Below are 15,382 nucleotides of genomic sequence, written 5' to 3' on the forward strand. Positions count from 1 at the left end.
CAACAGGAGAAGAACGGATGCCGCGTGTCGACGGCCGCGTGGGCGGGGTCAGCTGGCGTTGGCCTGCAGCCACGACTCGGCGTTGACATACCCGCCGTTGAGTCGGATCTCCAGGTGGAGGTGGGTGCCGTAGGCACGCCCCGTGTCGCTGACCTGCCCGATGAGCTGGCCAGCCGAGACGGTCTGCCCGACCGAGACGCGGCGGCTGCCGTAGAGCATGTGCGCGTAGAGCGACGTGACGCTCTTGCCACCGATGTTGTGGGCGATCTTGACGTACACACCCCAGCCCGGACCGCTCTCGCTCGACGCGACGACGACACCGTCGGCGATCGCGTAGATCGGGGTGCCGCGGCCGACCATGTAGTCGGTACCCTTATGGCCCGCGTACGGCGTGCCGAAGTTGTTGAACGACGTGAGCGGCCGGACGACATCGCCGGCGGCGGCGATCTTCGCGGGAACGGCCATGCTGACCGACGACGAGGAGGACTGCGAGGCGACGCGAGCAGCGAGTGCGGCTTTGGCCGCCTCTTCCTGCTTCTTCTTCTCGATCTCCTCGGGCGTGGTAGCCGCATAGTCACCGCGTTCGAGCGCCGCGGGTGTCGCTTCGGAGGCGATGACGAGGTTCTGCGCGTTCTCGGCGGCCACCTGCTGGATCGTGACGGCGTCATCACCGCCGCGCGCGGCGGCGAATGCCGGAATCGCGACCGTTGCGACGAGGCCGGCGACGGCGGTCACGGTCAGGAAGCTGCGGACGGGGTGCACGGAACTCCGCGGGCGACGCGTGGGAACGCTGGATGCCGTGACATTCTTCGCACGGCGAGTCTTCAGCCGGCGACGGCCACCACGAGCGGACTCGCTCGAGGTGACGGCGCTGTGGTCAGCGCCCGTGCGGGCGAGGGTCGTCTCGGAGTCGGGTGCTTCCTTCGACGAATCGAACTGTTCAGCCAAACTTTCCTCCCGGCCTCCGCTTACCCGGTCGGGTGAGACGCGTCCGTCGGCAGTGTTCGTCGTACTGTGTCGGGCACAGATGTACGGGCTTCATCCACACGAACGACGGACCGTAGAGGCTTTCCGTGCGGAGGTCCTGTGGCGGGCTTCTCGCCGTCGGACAGATTGAGGCTACCGGAAGGTAACGAATAAGTCACGTAGGAGGTGCTGCTGCCAGCGCCTTCCCCGGTGATGCTCAGGCTTGCGGGCGCACCTCGACGAGGAAGATGTGGGATGCCACTTCCACGGGAAGCTCGAGGCCCTCGTCCTGTCCGTCCATCTGGACGAGCACGTATCCCTCGCTGAATTGGAACTGTCCCGCGCCTCCCGGCACGACGCCGGCGGCGCGCAGCTGACCGAGCAGCTCGGGGTCGACCTGGACGGGTTCGGCGAGTCGGCGGATGGTTCCGGCGATGGGGCCGCCCTCCGCGTTGAGGGCGCGCACGAGACCGACGACGCCGTCGTTGAAGGTGTGAGCGGGCAGGTCGCCGAGCTGGTCGAGGCCCGGGATGGGGTTGCCGTAGGGGGACTCGGTGGGGTGGCCGAGCAGTTCGATGAGCCGACGCTCGACGAGCTCGCTCATGACGTGCTCCCAGCGGCACGCCTCCTCGTGCACGTAGGCCCAGTCGAGTCCGATCACGTCACTGAGGAGCCGCTCGGCGAGGCGATGCTTGCGCATGACGTCGACGGCCTTCTGCCGACCGGCATCCGTGAGTTCGAGGGAGCGGTCCTCGGAAACGACGACGAGCCCGTCGCGCTCCATGCGGCCGACGGTCTGCGATACGGTCGGACCCGAGTGGCCGAGGCGCTCCGAGATGCGCGCGCGCAAGGGCGTGATGTCCTCTTCCTCGAGTTCGAGGATGGTGCGCAGGTACATCTCGGTGGTGTCGATCAGATCGGTCATGGAAGGCCTCGTCGCGCGGGTTTCGGGGTGCCCGTTCAGCCTATCCGTTTGTGACGGCCGCTGGCCGGGCGCGGGGGTCGGGCGACCGTAGAATCGGTCCATGGCCCACGTGACGCTCCCGCGCGAGATCCTGCCCACCGATGGACGCTTCGGCTGCGGTCCATCCAAGATCCGCCACGAGCAGATCGTGTCGCTCGCCGGCCCGGGTTCGGTGCTCATGGGCACGTCGCACCGTCAGTCCCCCGTGAAGAGCCTCGTCGGCCAGGTGCGCATGGGCCTGTCCGATCTGCTGCGCCTCCCCGACGGCTACGAGATCATCCTCGGCAACGGCGGTTCGACGGCGTTCTGGGATGCCGCGTCCTTCGGCCTCATCGAGAAGCGCGCCCAGAACCTCGTGTTCGGTGAGTTCGGCGGCAAGTTCGCCGGTGCTGCGGGCGCCCCGTGGCTCGAGGCCCCCGACGTCCGCAAGGCGGAGCCCGGAACGCGTGCCGCGGCGGAGCCGGTCGAAGGCGTAGACGTCTACGCCTGGCCCCACAACGAGACGTCGACGGGCGTCGCGGCGCCGGTCACCCGGGTCGCCGGTGACCCGGGGGCGCTCACGGTGATCGACGCGACGAGCGCGGCCGGCGGCATCAACCTCTCCGTCTCCGAGAGCGACGTCTACTACTTCGCCCCCCAGAAGAACCTGGGCTCCGACGGCGGTCTGTGGTTCGCCGCGGTGTCTCCTGCCGCGATCGAGCGCATCGAGCGGGTCGCGGCATCCGGACGGTACATCCCCGAGTTCCTGAGCCTGAAGAATGCGCTCGACAACTCTCGTCTGAACCAGACGCTGAACACCCCCGCCGTCGCGACGCTGCACCTTCTCGACAAGCAGCTCGAGTGGATCAACGGCAACGGCGGTCTCGGATGGGCGGCGGCACGCACGGCGGAGTCGTCCGGGGTGCTGTACGCGTGGGCCGAGCAGGCGGCGTATGCGACGCTGTTCGTGGCAGACCCGGCCGACCGGTCGCCGGTGGTCGTGACGATCGACTTCGACGAGACCGTGGATGCCGCGGCCGTCGCCGCCAGCCTGCGCGGCAACGGTGTCGTCGACACCGAGCCGTACCGCAAGCTCGGCCGCAACCAGCTGCGTATCGCGACGTTCGTGTCGATCGAGCCCGACGACGTGCGTCAGCTCGTCAAGTGCATCGAGTATACGATCGACGGCCTGAAGGGCTGAGCGAGTCTCACGCGGTCGTTGAGCGAGCGCCACGCGGTCGTTGAGCGAGCGCAGCGAGACGAACGCCGCCCCTCCAGGATCGACGTTTCGTCTCGTCGCTCCGCTCCTCGCTCAACGACCGGACAGCGCCCGCCCGCCACCCCCGGTCGTTGAGCGAGCGCAGCGAGACGAAACGCCACCCCTCCAGGATCGACGTTTCGTCTCGTCGCTCCGCTCCTCGCTCAACGACCGGACAGCGCCCGCCCGCCACCCCCGGTCGTCGAGCGAGCGCAGCGAGACGAAACGCCACCGGTGCCACCCCCGGTCGTTGAGCGAGCGCAGCGAGACGAAACGCCGCACCCCTCGCACCCCCGGCGACCTACTCGGCGATGGGCGACGGGCGGGGATCGATGACCGCCGAGACGATCGCCTCGATGGCGAACTGCGAGCCGCGTCCGAGGTCGACGGCGGACGGGTCGAGGAGCCACTGCACCTGAAGGCCGTCCATGACGGCGAGGATTCCCGCAGCGGCATCTGCGACGGTCTCGGGCTCGGTGACCCCGCGCTCGGCGCACATGACCTGGAACGCGTGGGTCACTTCGGAGCGCAGCGTGCGGTAGCGCCGCTGGAAGAACTCCCGCCCGGGGTGATCGTCGGTCACCGACTCGGCGGAGAGCACGGCGTACGCCTGAACGATCCCGGCCCGTCGCGCGTTCACGAACGCCGTACGCACGAGGTGGCGGAACAGCTGCTCGCCGTCAGGGATGTGCTGCCCCTCGAGTTCGGCCACGTCGGTCTCGTCGCGGTGCGCGAGCACCTCCAACAGCAGCTGATCCTTGGAGCCGAAGTGGTGGAGGATGCCGGCGTGCGTCATCCCGACCTGGTCGGCGATGTCCTGCAGGGTGCCCCCCGCGAAGCCCTTCGCGCCGAAGATGTCGACCGCGGCATCCAGGATCTCGCGACGTCGCACGAGTGTCTCGGGCCGCGAGCGCGGCTGGCGTCTCGCCTCGACCATGGGTCCCCCTCCCCGGATGCCGGATCAGATTCTACGCAGGTGCGGCAGGTGTGCCGTTGCGGAGTTGTCATTTTACTTACTTACTTGTAAGTTAACGCATGCAATCACACTCAGCGCCGAGTGACACTCGTTCGAGAATCCCCCGGCGCCGGGAACCATTCACGAAGGAGAAGCAATGAGGCTCAAGACCTCCCTCGCCGCCGTCGGCCTCGCCGCGGCGCTCGTGCTGACCGGATGCGCCGGCGGAACGAGCGAGACCCCGGATGCCACCGGGTCGGGCGCCGCCCTCACGATCGCCAAGCCGGACGGCGCGATCACGACCGAGTCGAACAACCCCTACCTCGGCGACTCGTCCGCCTCGAAGTACGGCTACGGCAAGGTGCTGTTCGAGTCGCTCGCCCTCGTCAACCCCACCGGCGACCTCGGAACGACCCCGTGGCTTGCCGAAGAGGTCACCTGGAACGAGGACTACACCCAGCTCGTCGCCAAGGCTCGCAGCGGCGTGAAGTGGAGCGACGGCGAAGACTTCACCGCCGACGACATCGCCTTCTCGTTCAACCAGGTGCTCGACGGCAAGCTCAACGACACCAACGCCCTCGACCTCAAGAGCGTCACCGTCGACGGCGACACCGTCACGATCGACTTCAACAGCTCGAAGTTCACGCAGCAGGCGCGCGTGCTCCACTTCCAGATCGTGCCCGAGCACATCTGGGCCGACATCGCCGACCCCAACACCGACCCGCTCACCGGCGAGGGTCAGGTCGTCGGCACCGGTCCGTACGTGCTCGACTCGTGGACCACCGAGTCGGTCACCCTCACCGCGAACCCCGACTACTGGGGCGGCGAGCTGGCCGTGCCCGAACTCCACTACGTCTCGTACGGCGACAACGCGGCCCTGACGACCGCGCTGGCCACCGGCGAGGCCGACTGGGCCCAGGCCTTCATCCCGCAGATCCAGGACAGCTACCTCTCCGCAGATCCCGACAACAAGTTCCTCGTCTCCCCCACTGCGGGCGCGGGAACGCTGTTCATGAACCTGCAGACGAAGCCGTTCAACGACCCGGCCCTGCGTGAGGCGCTCGCCTGGACGATCGACCGCCAGGCCTACGTCGACATCGCTCGCGAGGGCGCGAGCGAGGCGATCTGGAGCGTGACCGGCCTCGGCGCGCTGCTGGAGGACGAGGTCATCCCCGCCTACGCCGGCCAGAACTACGCCGTCGACATCGACAAGGCCAAGAGCATCCTCACGGACGCCGGCTACACGTGGGAGGGCGAGAAGCTCATCGACCCCGACGGTGAGGCGGTGTCGTTCTCGATCTCGGTTCCCGCGGGCTGGAGCGACTGGAACACCGAGCAGGCGCTGCTCGCCGAGGAACTGAAGGAAGGCCTCGGCATCGACGTCAAGGTCGACCAGCCCGACTGGGGCGGCTGGGACGCCGCCCGCCAGGAAGGCACCTTCCAGGCGATCATCCACTGGCTCGAAGACACCGGCAACGCGTACGGTCTCTACACCTCCACGATGGACCCGAAGTGGATCGTCGACGGTAAGGCCGCGTTCAACTTCGGCCGCTTCGACGACCCCGCCGTCACGGAGGCGCTGAACACCTACGCCAACGCCGCCTCGGAGGCCGACCGCGCCGCCGCTCTCGAAGTGATCCAGACGGCCTTCGTCGAGAACGTGCCGGCCATCCCGCTCGGCGCCCACCCGCTCCTGGGTGAGTTCAACACGCGGAACTACGTCGGCTGGCCGTCGGAGGACGACCAGTACGCGTCGGCCGACCCGACCCAGCCCGCGATCGTCCAGATCCTGACGAAGCTGACGCCGGCCGAGTAGGCCCGTCGCCGGTGGAGCGGATGCCACGCAGCATCCGCTCCACCGGACCGCGCGCCCTCACACCGCGCGCCGTGACCCCACGCGCCCTCACCCCCAGCGCCCTCACGAAAGCGAGCACGCCCCGATGAGCGACCCCCTCCTGTCCGTTCGCGACTTCTCCGTCGTCTACGACGTCGATCCCCCCGTCGCCGCCGTCTCGAACGTCTCCCTCGAACTCGAGCGCGGCGAGATCCTCGGTCTCGCCGGCGAGAGCGGCTGTGGGAAGACCACGCTGGCCTACGGCATCCAACGACTGCTCAAGGCACCCGCCGTCATCACGAGCGGATCGGTCGTGTTCCACGACGCGTCCGGCGAGGACGTCGACATCAGCGCCCTCGACGCCGAGCGGATGCGGGCGTTCCGGTGGGACAAGATCTCGATGGTGTTCCAGGGCGCGATGAACGCCCTCAACCCCGTCGCCACGATCGGCTCGCAGCTCGAGGACGTCTTCGACGTGCACCGCCCCTCGCTCACCCGCGCAGAGCGCCGCGCCGCGGTCGTCGACCTCCTCGACATCGTCAAGGTCGGCGGGCAGCGCATCCGCTCCTATCCCCACGAACTCTCCGGCGGCATGCGCCAGCGCGTCATGATCGCCATGGCCCTCGCGCTGCGCCCCCAGCTGATGATCATGGATGAGCCGACGACCGCGCTCGACGTGCTCGTACAGCGCGAGATCCTCCGCCAGATCTCCGACCTGCGACGCGAGTTCGGCTTCTCCGTCATCTTCATCACGCACGACCTTCCGCTCCTGCTGGAGATCAGCGATCGCATCGCGATCATGCGGGAGGGTCGCGTGGTCGAGCTCGCGACCGCGGAACGCATCTGGAACGACCCCCAGGACGATTACACGAAGACGCTGCTGGCCTCGTTCCCGCGTCTGACCGGCGAGAAGGGAGTGGTGGTCCGATGACCCTCCTCGAGTTCGACCACGTGACCAAGATCTACTCGGTGCGAGGAGCCGGTCAGCTCACCGCGCTCGACGACGTCACCTTCACTCTGCAGTCGGGGCAGACGATCGGCCTCGTCGGTCAGTCCGGCAGCGGAAAGTCGACGATCGCGAAGATCCTCACCCAGCTGGAGGTGCCCACGCGGGGCGAGGTCCGCCTCGACGGTGTCCCGATCGCGCGTCGCGGCAAAGGACTGCGGCGCTACCGGCAGCAGCTGCGCATGGTCTTCCAGGACCCGTTCGCCTCGCTCAACCCGTACCACTCCATCCGCCACCACATCGCGCGGCCGCTGCGCCTGGACGATGTCGTTCCCGCGGCCGAGACCGAGGCCGAGGTGCGGCGACTCCTCGAACGCGTGCGGCTGTCCCCGGATGCCGTCATCGATCGCCGTCCGCACGAGCTCTCCGGCGGTCAGCGTCAGCGCGTCGCCATCGCCCGCGCACTCGCGTCTCGTCCGAAGCTGCTCGTCGCCGACGAGCCCGTGTCGATGCTCGACGTATCGCTTCGCGTCGGCGTGCTGAACCTGCTCGCCGACCTGCAGCGCGAAGAGGGCCTCGGGGTGCTCTACATCACCCACGACCTGGCGACCGCCCGCCACTTCAGCGACGAGATCATCGTGCTGAACCAGGGGCGCATCGTCGAACAGGGACCGGCCGACGACGTGATCCTCCGCCCGAAGGACCCGTACACGCGCGAACTGCGCGCCGCGTCACCCGACCCCGAGAAGCACTTCGCGGCATCCGCCACCGGCGGCCAGACCTTGGGAGGAACCCTGTGACCGCCGTCGAACCGCAGCTGCCCCGGGTCGAAGACTCCGCGACGACCGCGGATCCGCTCGAAGTGGGCACGACGGCCACGACGGCCGTCAAGGGGCGTTCGCGCATTCCCTGGCGCTTCCTCGGCGGACGCGCGGCGTTCTACCTGTTCACGCTGTGGGCGGCGATGACGATCAACTTCTTCCTGCCGCGGCTGATGAAGGGCGACGCCGTCGACCAGTACCTCGCGCGCAACCGCAACGTGAGCCCGGAAGCGGCCGAAGCCCTGCGTGCGCTGCTCGGACTCGACACGGACAAGAGCCTCTTCCAGCAGTACATCGACTACTGGGCGCTGCTTCTGCGCGGTGACCTGGGCGTCTCGCTGCTGCACGGTCTCCGGCCGGTGACCGAGGTGATCGCCGGGGCGCTGCCGTGGACCATCGGTCTGGTCGGTTTCGCCACGATCATGTCGTTCCTCATCGGCACGGTCGGCGGCGCGATCGTCGGCTGGCGTCGCGGCAGCCGCCTCGACGGACTCATCCCGCTGACGACGTTCCTCAGCACGATCCCCTACTTCTGGCTGGGCCTTCTCGCGATCGCGCTGTTCTCGGTCAACCTGAAGTGGTTCCCCATCGGCAAGGCTTACGGCGTCGGCGTGGTGCCGGAGTGGTCGCCCGAGTTCATCGGCGAGGTTATCCACCACGGCACCCTGCCCGCGCTGACCATCATCATCGCCTCGCTCGGCGGCTGGATGCTGGGTATGCGCAACATGATGCTGACCGTCCTCGACGAGGACTACATCACCGTCGCGCAGGCCAAGGGGATGCCGAACCGTCGCGTCCTGTGGCGCTACGCCGCCCGCAACGCCGTGCTCCCGCAGATCCAGAGCTTCGCGCTGTCGATCGGCTTCATCGTCGGCGGCACGATCGTCATGGAGATGGTCTTCAGCTATCCGGGGGTCGGCAAGCTGCTCCTGGACGCCACCAACGCGAAGGACTACGCGCTCATGCAGGGCGTCTTCCTCGTCATCACGCTCTCGGTGCTCGTCGCGAACATCCTCGCCGACGTCGCCTACGCGTTCCTCGACCCGCGCACCCGCCAGACGGAGGCCTGATCATGACCGCCACGACACGCACCGAGACGAGCCCGACCGTCCGCGGCCCCGCCACGACCGAGGTCACCTGGCGCGGCCGGCTCGGCAGCGCCTTCGCGATGTTCCGCAACCGCAAGTCGGTCACGGGGCTGCTCATCCTCGGCTTCTTCGTGCTCATCGCGATCTTCGCCGATGTCCTCGCGCCGTACTCGCCGACGAAGGTCGACAGCACGGCGAGGTTCCAGCCGCCTTCGGCCGCACACTGGCTCGGTACGACCCACATCGGCGAAGACGTGCTCAGTCAGGTCATCCACGGCACGCGCGGCGTGCTCGTCGTCGGCTTCCTCGCGGCGATCATCGCCACCGTCATCGCGATCGTCGTGGGCGTCATCTCCGGCTACCTCACCGGATGGCGCAGCGAGAGCCTCTCGGCGCTCACCAACGTGTTCCTGGTGATCCCCGGCATCCCGCTCATCATCATCGTGGCGTCCACTTTCGAAGACCCCCCGCTCATCCTCATCGCGGCGGTCCTCGGCCTCGTCGGCTGGGCGTGGGGCGCCCGCGTGCTGCGCGCGCAGACGATGTCGCTGCGCAATCGCGACTTCATCCAGGCGGCCCGCGCCAACGGCGAGCCGCTTCGCCGGATCATCGCCGTGGAGATGCTGCCGAACCTCATGGCGCTCATCGCCGCGAGCTTCGTCGGCACCGTCACCGCGGCGATCCTCGGCCTCACCACGTTGTCCTACATCGGCGTCATCCCCGTCGACACCTACAACTGGGGCACGATCCTCAACTGGGCCAGCGCCCAGGGCGCGTTCCGTCAGAACCAGTGGTGGTGGTACCTGCCTCCCGGGCTGTGCATCGCCGCGATCGGCGTCGCCCTGTCGCTGATCAACTTCGGCATCGACGAGTACGTCAACCCGCGATTGCGATCAGCCGGCGAGCGTGCCCGGGCGATGAAGAAGAAGGGCCTCGACGTCAACGAGGCCGTGACCGCCGTGCGCACCACCGAGCCGCACCTCCCCCCGACCCCCAAGGACCACACTCCATGACCACCGTCGACCTGACCACCGCCGCGTACCTCGACGCCCGCCTGTCCGTCGAGGAGCGGGTCGCCGACCTCCTGAGCCGCATGACCCTCCCCGAGAAGGTCGGGCAGATGCTGCAGCTCGACGCGCGCGAAGACCTCGACGAGATCGTCCACGGCCGCCACGCCGGCTCGATCCTGCACACCTCGCCCGAGAAGGTGCTGCGGGCCGCGGAGCTGACGGCGCAGACGCGCCTGCGCATTCCGCTGCTCGTCGCCGAGGACTGCATCCACGGGCACTCGTTCTGGGAGGGCGCGACGATCTTCCCCACCCAGCTGGGAATGGCCGCGACGTGGGACTCCGACCTCGTGGCGCAGGTCGCGCGCGCGACCGCCGCCGAAGTCGCCGCGACCGGCATCCATTGGACGTTCTCGCCCGTGCTGTGCATCGCGCGCGACCTGCGGTGGGGACGCGTCGACGAGACCTTCGGCGAGGACCCCTACCTCATCGGCGAACTCGCCGCCGCGATGGTGCGCGGCTATCAGGGCGGAGGACTGGACGATCCGGATGCCATCCTCGCCACCGCCAAGCACTTCGCCGGCTACTCCGAGACGCAGGGCGGCCGCGACGCGAGCGAGGCCGACATCTCCCGCCGCAAGCTGCGGTCGTGGTTCCTGCCGCCGTTCGAGCGCGTGGCCCGTGAAGGATGCCGCACGTTCATGCTCGGCTACCAGACGACCGACGGGGTTCCGATCACGATCAACGACTGGCTGCTGAGCGACGTGCTGCGCGGCGAGTGGGGCTACACCGGCACCCTCATCACCGACTGGGACAACATCGGCCGCATGGTGTGGGAGCAGAAGGTGCAGCCCGACTACGCGCACGCCGCGGCGGCGGCCGTCAAGGCCGGCAACGACATGGTCATGACGACGCCGAAGTTCTTCGAGGGCGCTCTGGACGCCGTCGCGTCGGGCATGCTCGACGAGGCCGACATCGACCGTGCCGTCGCCCGCATCCTGACCCTGAAGTTCCGGTTCGGCCTGTTCGAGAACCCGCGCCTGCCCGACCCCGACCGGATCCGCGCCGTCATCGCCACCTCCGCGCACACCGACCTCAACCTCGAGGTCGCGCGGCGATCGCTCGTGCTGCTGCGCAACGACGGCACGCTGCCGATCGAGCAGCCGCCGTCCGACGCCGCGGTGGCCGCGAAGCGGATCGCGGTGGTCGGCCCGCTCGCCGACGACGCGCAGACGCAGTTGGGCGACTGGGCGGGCTCTTCCGGACAGGTCGACTGGATGCCCGAGGGTCACCCTCGCCACCAGATCACGACCGTGCTCGACGGCCTGCGCGACCTCGTCCCCGCGGAGTGGAGCGTCGCCTACACGCCGGGAGCCGGCATCCTCGACCTCTCCGACGACCCGGCCGGAGTGTTCCCCGACGGACAGCCGCGTCCGCCGATCGTGGTCCCCCGCGAGCCGGATGCCGCGGAGATCGCCGAAGCCGTGGCACTGGCCGAAGCGTCCGACGTCGTCGTCGCCGTCGTCGGAGACCGCATCGAGCTCGTCGGCGAAGGCCGTTCGACCGCGACACTCGAACTCATCGGCGGTCAGCGGGACCTCCTCGAGGCCCTCGCGGCCACCGGGACGCCCCTGGTCGTGGTGCTGCTGGCATCCAAGCCGCTCATCCTGCCCGACGCGGTGCGCGACGCGTCGCTCGTGTGGGTCGCGAATCCGGGGATGCAGGGCGGTCGCGCGATCGCCGAGCTGCTCCTCGGCCGCATCGAACCGCAGGGTCGCCTGCCGATCTCGTTCGCGCGTCACGCCGGCCAGCAGCCGACCTACTACAACCAGATCCGCGGCCAGCACGGCGACCGCTACGCCGACCTCACCCAGAGCCCCGCGCACGCGTTCGGCGAGGGACTGTCGTACACGACGGTCGGCTACGGCGATGCGGAGATCCTGACGCCGGTCGTCTCGGCGGACGAGACCGTGCGCGCACGCGTGACGTTGCGCAACACGGGACGTCGCCCCGCACACGAGGTCGTGCAGGTGTACGTGCGCGACAGCGTGACCTCGGTGAGCTGGGCGGACAAGGAGCTCAAGGCGCACCGACACGTCGACATCGCCCCGGGAGAGACGGCGGTCGTCGAGGTGGAGGTCGCCGCCGCGGACTGCACGATCGTCGACGCATCCGGTCATCGCATCGTCGAGCCGGGCGCCTTCGAACTCCTCATCGGGCCGTCTTCGCGCGACGAGGTGCTCCACCCGGTGCGGTTCGAGATCCGCTGACGGCGCGGGGCGACCCGACGTTTCGTCTCGGTCGCTCCGCATCCTCGCTCAACGACCGGATGCGCTCACCCCCCGGTCGTTGAGCGGCGCACCCCCGGTCGTCGAGCGGCACACCCCCGGTCGTTGAGCGAGCGCAGCCCCGGTCGTTGAGCGAGCGCAGCGAGACGAAACGCCCACCCACCCCCGGCCGTTGAGCGGCGCACCCCCGGTCGTTGAGCAAGCGCAGCGAGACGAAACGCCGACGTCAGTCCTCGTCGTCGTCCTCGTCGAGGTCGTCGGCGGACTCGTCGAGTTCGTCGATGTCGACGCCGTCCACGTCACCCGAGTGGAGGATCGGCGACCCGTCGGAGTCGAAGTCCGCCGCGTCGAGATCGTCTTCGTCGTCGTCTTCTTCGTCGTCGAGGTCGTCCTCGTCGAGGTCGCCGTCCGCATCGACCGCAGCATCGCCTTGCGCTTCGGCCAGCGCGGCCTGCGCGGCCTGGTACTCGGCGAGCCGTTCGGCCCACGGCACCCACTCGGGCGCGAGCAGCGCGCCGTCGCCGGGCATGAGCTCGACCTCGAGCACGGTCGGCTCGGCATCGTCGACGACGGCGACACTGACCGTCCAGAACCAGTTCGGGTACCCCGAGAGCCGGTTCGCGAACCGCAGTGAGACGACGCCGCCGTCTTCGAGTGTGTAGCCGGCGGGCTCGCCGATGGATGCCTCGGGGGTCACCTCGAGGAGCGCGGCACGCGCGAGATCGTGGGCGGCCAGCAGCCGCTCGTCGACCGGATCAGGCGTCGAGGTCATCAGCGACCTTGCGCAGGATCGCGGCGACCTTCTTGCCGTGGGAGCCGCTGGGGTAGCGACCGTGGCGCAGGTCGCCGCCGATCGTGTCGAGCACCTTCACGAGGTCTTCGATCACGACGGCCATGTCGTCCGCCTTCATGCGGTTCCGCTTGGAAAGGCTCACGGGCGCGTCGAGCACGCGGACGGCGAGGGCCTGGAGCCCCTTGCGTCCGTCGGCGACCCCGAAGTCCACGCGCGTACCGGCCTTGAGCGACTCGGTACCGGCGGGAAGCGCCGTCGCGTGCAGGAAGACGTCCTGGCCGTCATCGGTGACGATGAAGCCGAACCCCTTCTCCTCGTCGTAGAACCTGACCTTGCCGGTGGGCATCTCAACCTCGCTGCGAACTGCTGGGCCCGGAACACGACGCGCATGCCCGGGCAGGATGGAAGAGGGGCCACGAGGCCCCGTACCCAGCCTACGCCACGGCGCTCAACCGCTAGGCTGAGTCCGATGAGCACGTCTCCCTCTCGCGACGACCTTCCCGTTCGCCGCATCGACCGCATTCTGGCGACCATGTCACTGTCGTTGCTGGGGCTGTCGTTGCTGTGCTTCGCCGCCATCATCATCGGAACGTCGTCCGGAGCGAAGTTCGACGAGGGCCTGTGGCCCACGATCGGCGTGATCGTCTACATCGCTCCGATCCTCGCGTTCGCGATGCTGTTGAGCGTGGTCATCATGACGTTCGTCCGGAGGGCACGGGCCGGCAAGGGCCGCTGACGTGGCCGCTCCCGACGCGCGGACGCTGGCGACCCACCTCGCCTCGCTCGACGATGCCGCACTGACGGAACTGCTGACCGTCCGCCGCATCCCGGCCACCGCCGCGTGGGACGACTTCTTCGACGCGGCGGACGCACTGCTCGATCCCGTCTCCATCGCGCGCGGTGTGGCGGCGCTGCCCCGCGACGACGCGGCGGCGCTTCTCGACGCGGTGACCGCATCGGCCGCCGGACGCGAAGCGTCCGTTCCTGCGGGGCCCCGGCGTGAGGTGCTCACCCGACGCGCGCTGGTCGCCCCCGACGGCGTACCCTACGGAGCCGTCGTGGCCGGATGGGCCTCCCTCCCGACCGCCGACACGACACCCCCGGCGACACCAGCCGGTGAGGACGAGGCCCACGCCGCAGAGCGTGCCTTCGCCGCGGCCACCTCCCTGGCCGACATCCTGCACGCGGCACTCGCGACGCCCCTCTCTCGTATCGGGTCGGGCGCGCTGGGCGCCACGGAGCGCCGCCGACTGATCGAAGACGGTGCCGTCGACAGTCCCGACGCCGCCGACGACCTGGTCGAGATCGCCGCGACCGCAGGCCTCCTCAGCGACGTCGACCGCCACTGGATCGTGACGACGGACGGCGACCGATGGCTCGGCGAGCGCACGGTCACGCGCTGGCACCACGTCGCGCTCCGCCTTCGCGCCGCGCTGCCGACCGCCGTCGTGAGCGCCGATGGCTGGCTCGAGGTGTCCGAGTGGCGCAGCGCCTACCCCTTCGATCCCGCGTGGCCGGCGCGAGCCGACCGATGGCGAGCGCTCCTGCAGCGCTGGGCCGTGATAGGTCCCGACGGTCGGAGTGCGGCGTGGGCGGAGGGCGTCCGCGACGGCGCGGGCGGCGACGAGTCCGCGCTGCAGGCGCTCCTGCCCGCCGAGGTCGATCGCGTCTTCCTGCAGAACGACCTGACCGCCATCGCCCCCGGACCTCTCGAACCCCAGCTCGACCGGCGCCTGCGGACCATGGCGCTGCGAGAGACGCGCGCCCAGGCGTCGACCTACCGCTTCACCGCCGAGACCCTGAGTGCCGCGCTCACGACGGGCGAGACGGCGGATTCGGTGCGCCGCTTCCTCGCCGACCTCTCGCTCACGGGTGTCCCCCAGCCCCTGGAGTACGAGATCGATCGCAGCGCGCGGCGGCACGGGAGCATCCGTGTCGGGCCCGACTGGTCGGGTCGCACGCAGGTGACCGCGCTCGATCCGGCGATGCTCCCGGCGCTCGCCGTGGATCAGGCGCTCCGACCGCTCGGCCTCACACCCCACGGCGACGTCCTCCTCAGCCGCAGCAGCCCCGACACCGTCTTCTGGATGCTGGCCGACGCCCGCTACCCCGTGGTGGCCGTCGATGCCGACGGCGCCGTCCGCACGCTCGACCGTCGTCGCCTCGCTCCCACCCCGCCGGATGCCACGGCATCCCCCGATGCATACGCACCGCTGCGGGAGCGGCTGCGCGCCGCCCACGCCGCCGACGCCGACTCGGCGTGGCTCGGGCGCGAACTGGAGCAGGCGGTGCGTGCCCGAGCAGTGCTGACGATCGTCGTCCGCATGCCCGACGGCGGCGAGCGCGAGATCACGATGGAAGCGACGGGCCTCGGGGGCGGCCGTCTACGCGGCCGGGATCGCGTCGCGGATGTCGAACGCACGCTGCCCGTCTCGAGCATCGCCAGCGTGCGTCCCGCGTGACCTGCGGCCGGTAGACTGGCA

The 15,382-nt window shown here is 69.4% G+C and carries 14 protein-coding genes; 9 read left to right on the plus strand and 5 right to left on the minus strand.

The window, feature by feature from the left end; genetic code table 11:
- Window positions 1-48: 48 nt before the first annotated feature.
- Window positions 49-948 carry a M23 family metallopeptidase gene (locus P0Y48_07005; GenBank protein ID WEK14932.1) on the minus strand — a complete coding sequence of 300 codons (900 nt, stop codon included), beginning with the start codon at window positions 946-948 and terminating at the stop codon, window positions 49-51.
- A gap of 235 nt (window positions 949-1,183) precedes the next feature.
- Complete coding sequence (locus tag P0Y48_07010) at window positions 1,184-1,891, minus strand: metal-dependent transcriptional regulator (protein WEK14933.1); 708 nt, start codon at window positions 1,889-1,891, stop codon at window positions 1,184-1,186.
- Between the two features lie 100 nt (window positions 1,892-1,991).
- Between P0Y48_07010 and serC the strand changes: the two genes are divergently transcribed.
- Window positions 1,992-3,110 (plus strand): phosphoserine transaminase, encoded by a 1,119-nt coding sequence (gene serC, locus P0Y48_07015; GenBank protein ID WEK14934.1) that lies wholly within the window; start codon window positions 1,992-1,994, stop codon window positions 3,108-3,110.
- Between the two features lie 358 nt (window positions 3,111-3,468).
- Here the strand turns inward: serC and P0Y48_07020 are convergent, their stop codons facing one another.
- Window positions 3,469-4,104 (minus strand): TetR/AcrR family transcriptional regulator, encoded by a 636-nt coding sequence (locus P0Y48_07020; protein WEK14935.1) that lies wholly within the window; start codon window positions 4,102-4,104, stop codon window positions 3,469-3,471.
- Between the two features lie 175 nt (window positions 4,105-4,279).
- On the opposite strand from P0Y48_07020, the gene P0Y48_07025 reads away from it, so the two are divergent.
- From P0Y48_07025 to P0Y48_07050, 6 genes are all read left to right on the plus strand, one after another.
- The gene (locus P0Y48_07025; GenBank protein ID WEK14936.1) at window positions 4,280-5,938 is read left to right on the plus strand and encodes an ABC transporter substrate-binding protein; all 1,659 of its coding nucleotides are present in this window, start codon (window positions 4,280-4,282) and stop codon (window positions 5,936-5,938) included.
- A gap of 124 nt (window positions 5,939-6,062) precedes the next feature.
- A complete protein-coding gene (locus P0Y48_07030; protein WEK14937.1) occupies window positions 6,063-6,887 on the plus strand; it encodes an ABC transporter ATP-binding protein in 825 nt (274 codons plus the stop codon).
- Window positions 6,884-7,702 carry an ATP-binding cassette domain-containing protein gene (locus P0Y48_07035; protein ID WEK14938.1) on the plus strand — a complete coding sequence of 273 codons (819 nt, stop codon included), beginning with the start codon at window positions 6,884-6,886 and terminating at the stop codon, window positions 7,700-7,702. The genes P0Y48_07030 and P0Y48_07035 overlap by 4 nt, the downstream gene beginning before the upstream one ends.
- Window positions 7,699-8,793 carry an ABC transporter permease gene (locus tag P0Y48_07040; GenBank protein ID WEK14939.1) on the plus strand — a complete coding sequence of 365 codons (1,095 nt, stop codon included), beginning with the start codon at window positions 7,699-7,701 and terminating at the stop codon, window positions 8,791-8,793. Before P0Y48_07035 ends, P0Y48_07040 begins: the two co-directional genes overlap by 4 nt.
- 98 nt (window positions 8,794-8,891) lie before the next feature.
- Window positions 8,892-9,824, plus strand: a complete 933-nt coding sequence (locus tag P0Y48_07045; protein ID WEK15031.1) for an ABC transporter permease — start codon at window positions 8,892-8,894, stop codon at window positions 9,822-9,824.
- Window positions 9,821-12,088, plus strand: coding sequence for a glycoside hydrolase family 3 N-terminal domain-containing protein (locus P0Y48_07050; GenBank protein ID WEK14940.1), 2,268 nt, complete (start codon window positions 9,821-9,823; stop codon window positions 12,086-12,088). Before P0Y48_07045 ends, P0Y48_07050 begins: the two co-directional genes overlap by 4 nt.
- Window positions 12,089-12,332: 244 nt before the next feature.
- On the opposite strand, the gene P0Y48_07055 is transcribed toward P0Y48_07050, so the two are convergent.
- Together P0Y48_07055 and P0Y48_07060 are read right to left on the minus strand one after the other, a co-directional pair.
- The gene (locus P0Y48_07055) at window positions 12,333-12,878 is read right to left on the minus strand and encodes a DUF3027 domain-containing protein (GenBank protein WEK14941.1); all 546 of its coding nucleotides are present in this window, start codon (window positions 12,876-12,878) and stop codon (window positions 12,333-12,335) included.
- Window positions 12,862-13,245: a cold shock domain-containing protein gene (locus P0Y48_07060; protein WEK14942.1), complete on the minus strand. Its 384-nt coding sequence runs from the start codon at window positions 13,243-13,245 to the stop codon at window positions 12,862-12,864. Before P0Y48_07060 ends, P0Y48_07055 begins: the two co-directional genes overlap by 17 nt.
- Window positions 13,246-13,368: 123 nt before the next feature.
- On the opposite strand from P0Y48_07060, the gene P0Y48_07065 reads away from it, so the two are divergent.
- Window positions 13,369-13,635 (plus strand): multidrug ABC transporter ATPase, encoded by a 267-nt coding sequence (locus tag P0Y48_07065; GenBank protein WEK14943.1) that lies wholly within the window; start codon window positions 13,369-13,371, stop codon window positions 13,633-13,635.
- A gap of 1 nt (window position 13,636) precedes the next feature.
- The gene (locus P0Y48_07070) at window positions 13,637-15,361 is read left to right on the plus strand and encodes a helicase-associated domain-containing protein (protein ID WEK14944.1); all 1,725 of its coding nucleotides are present in this window, start codon (window positions 13,637-13,639) and stop codon (window positions 15,359-15,361) included.
- The last annotated feature ends 21 nt before the right edge of the window (window positions 15,362-15,382 follow it).

Origin of the sequence: Candidatus Microbacterium phytovorans, from assembly GCA_029202445.1 — a bacterium.
Lineage (GTDB): Bacteria > Actinomycetota > Actinomycetes > Actinomycetales > Microbacteriaceae > Microbacterium > Microbacterium phytovorans.

Coding starts and splice junctions, on each gene's coding strand:
- P0Y48_07030 (WEK14937.1), top strand. CDS start 6,063: ATGAGCGACCCCCTCCTGTCCGTTCGCGACTTCTCCGTCGTCTACGAC.
- P0Y48_07045 (WEK15031.1), top strand. CDS start 8,892: ATGTTCCGCAACCGCAAGTCGGTCACGGGGCTGCTCATCCTCGGCTTC.
- P0Y48_07060 (WEK14942.1), bottom strand. CDS start 13,245: ATGCCCACCGGCAAGGTCAGGTTCTACGACGAGGAGAAGGGGTTCGGC.
- P0Y48_07035 (WEK14938.1), top strand. CDS start 6,884: ATGACCCTCCTCGAGTTCGACCACGTGACCAAGATCTACTCGGTGCGA.
- P0Y48_07020 (WEK14935.1), bottom strand. CDS start 4,104: ATGGTCGAGGCGAGACGCCAGCCGCGCTCGCGGCCCGAGACACTCGTG.
- P0Y48_07050 (WEK14940.1), top strand. CDS start 9,821: ATGACCACCGTCGACCTGACCACCGCCGCGTACCTCGACGCCCGCCTG.
- P0Y48_07055 (WEK14941.1), bottom strand. CDS start 12,878: ATGACCTCGACGCCTGATCCGGTCGACGAGCGGCTGCTGGCCGCCCAC.
- serC (WEK14934.1), top strand. CDS start 1,992: ATGGCCCACGTGACGCTCCCGCGCGAGATCCTGCCCACCGATGGACGC.
- P0Y48_07025 (WEK14936.1), top strand. CDS start 4,280: ATGAGGCTCAAGACCTCCCTCGCCGCCGTCGGCCTCGCCGCGGCGCTC.
- P0Y48_07065 (WEK14943.1), top strand. CDS start 13,369: ATGAGCACGTCTCCCTCTCGCGACGACCTTCCCGTTCGCCGCATCGAC.
- P0Y48_07010 (WEK14933.1), bottom strand. CDS start 1,891: ATGACCGATCTGATCGACACCACCGAGATGTACCTGCGCACCATCCTC.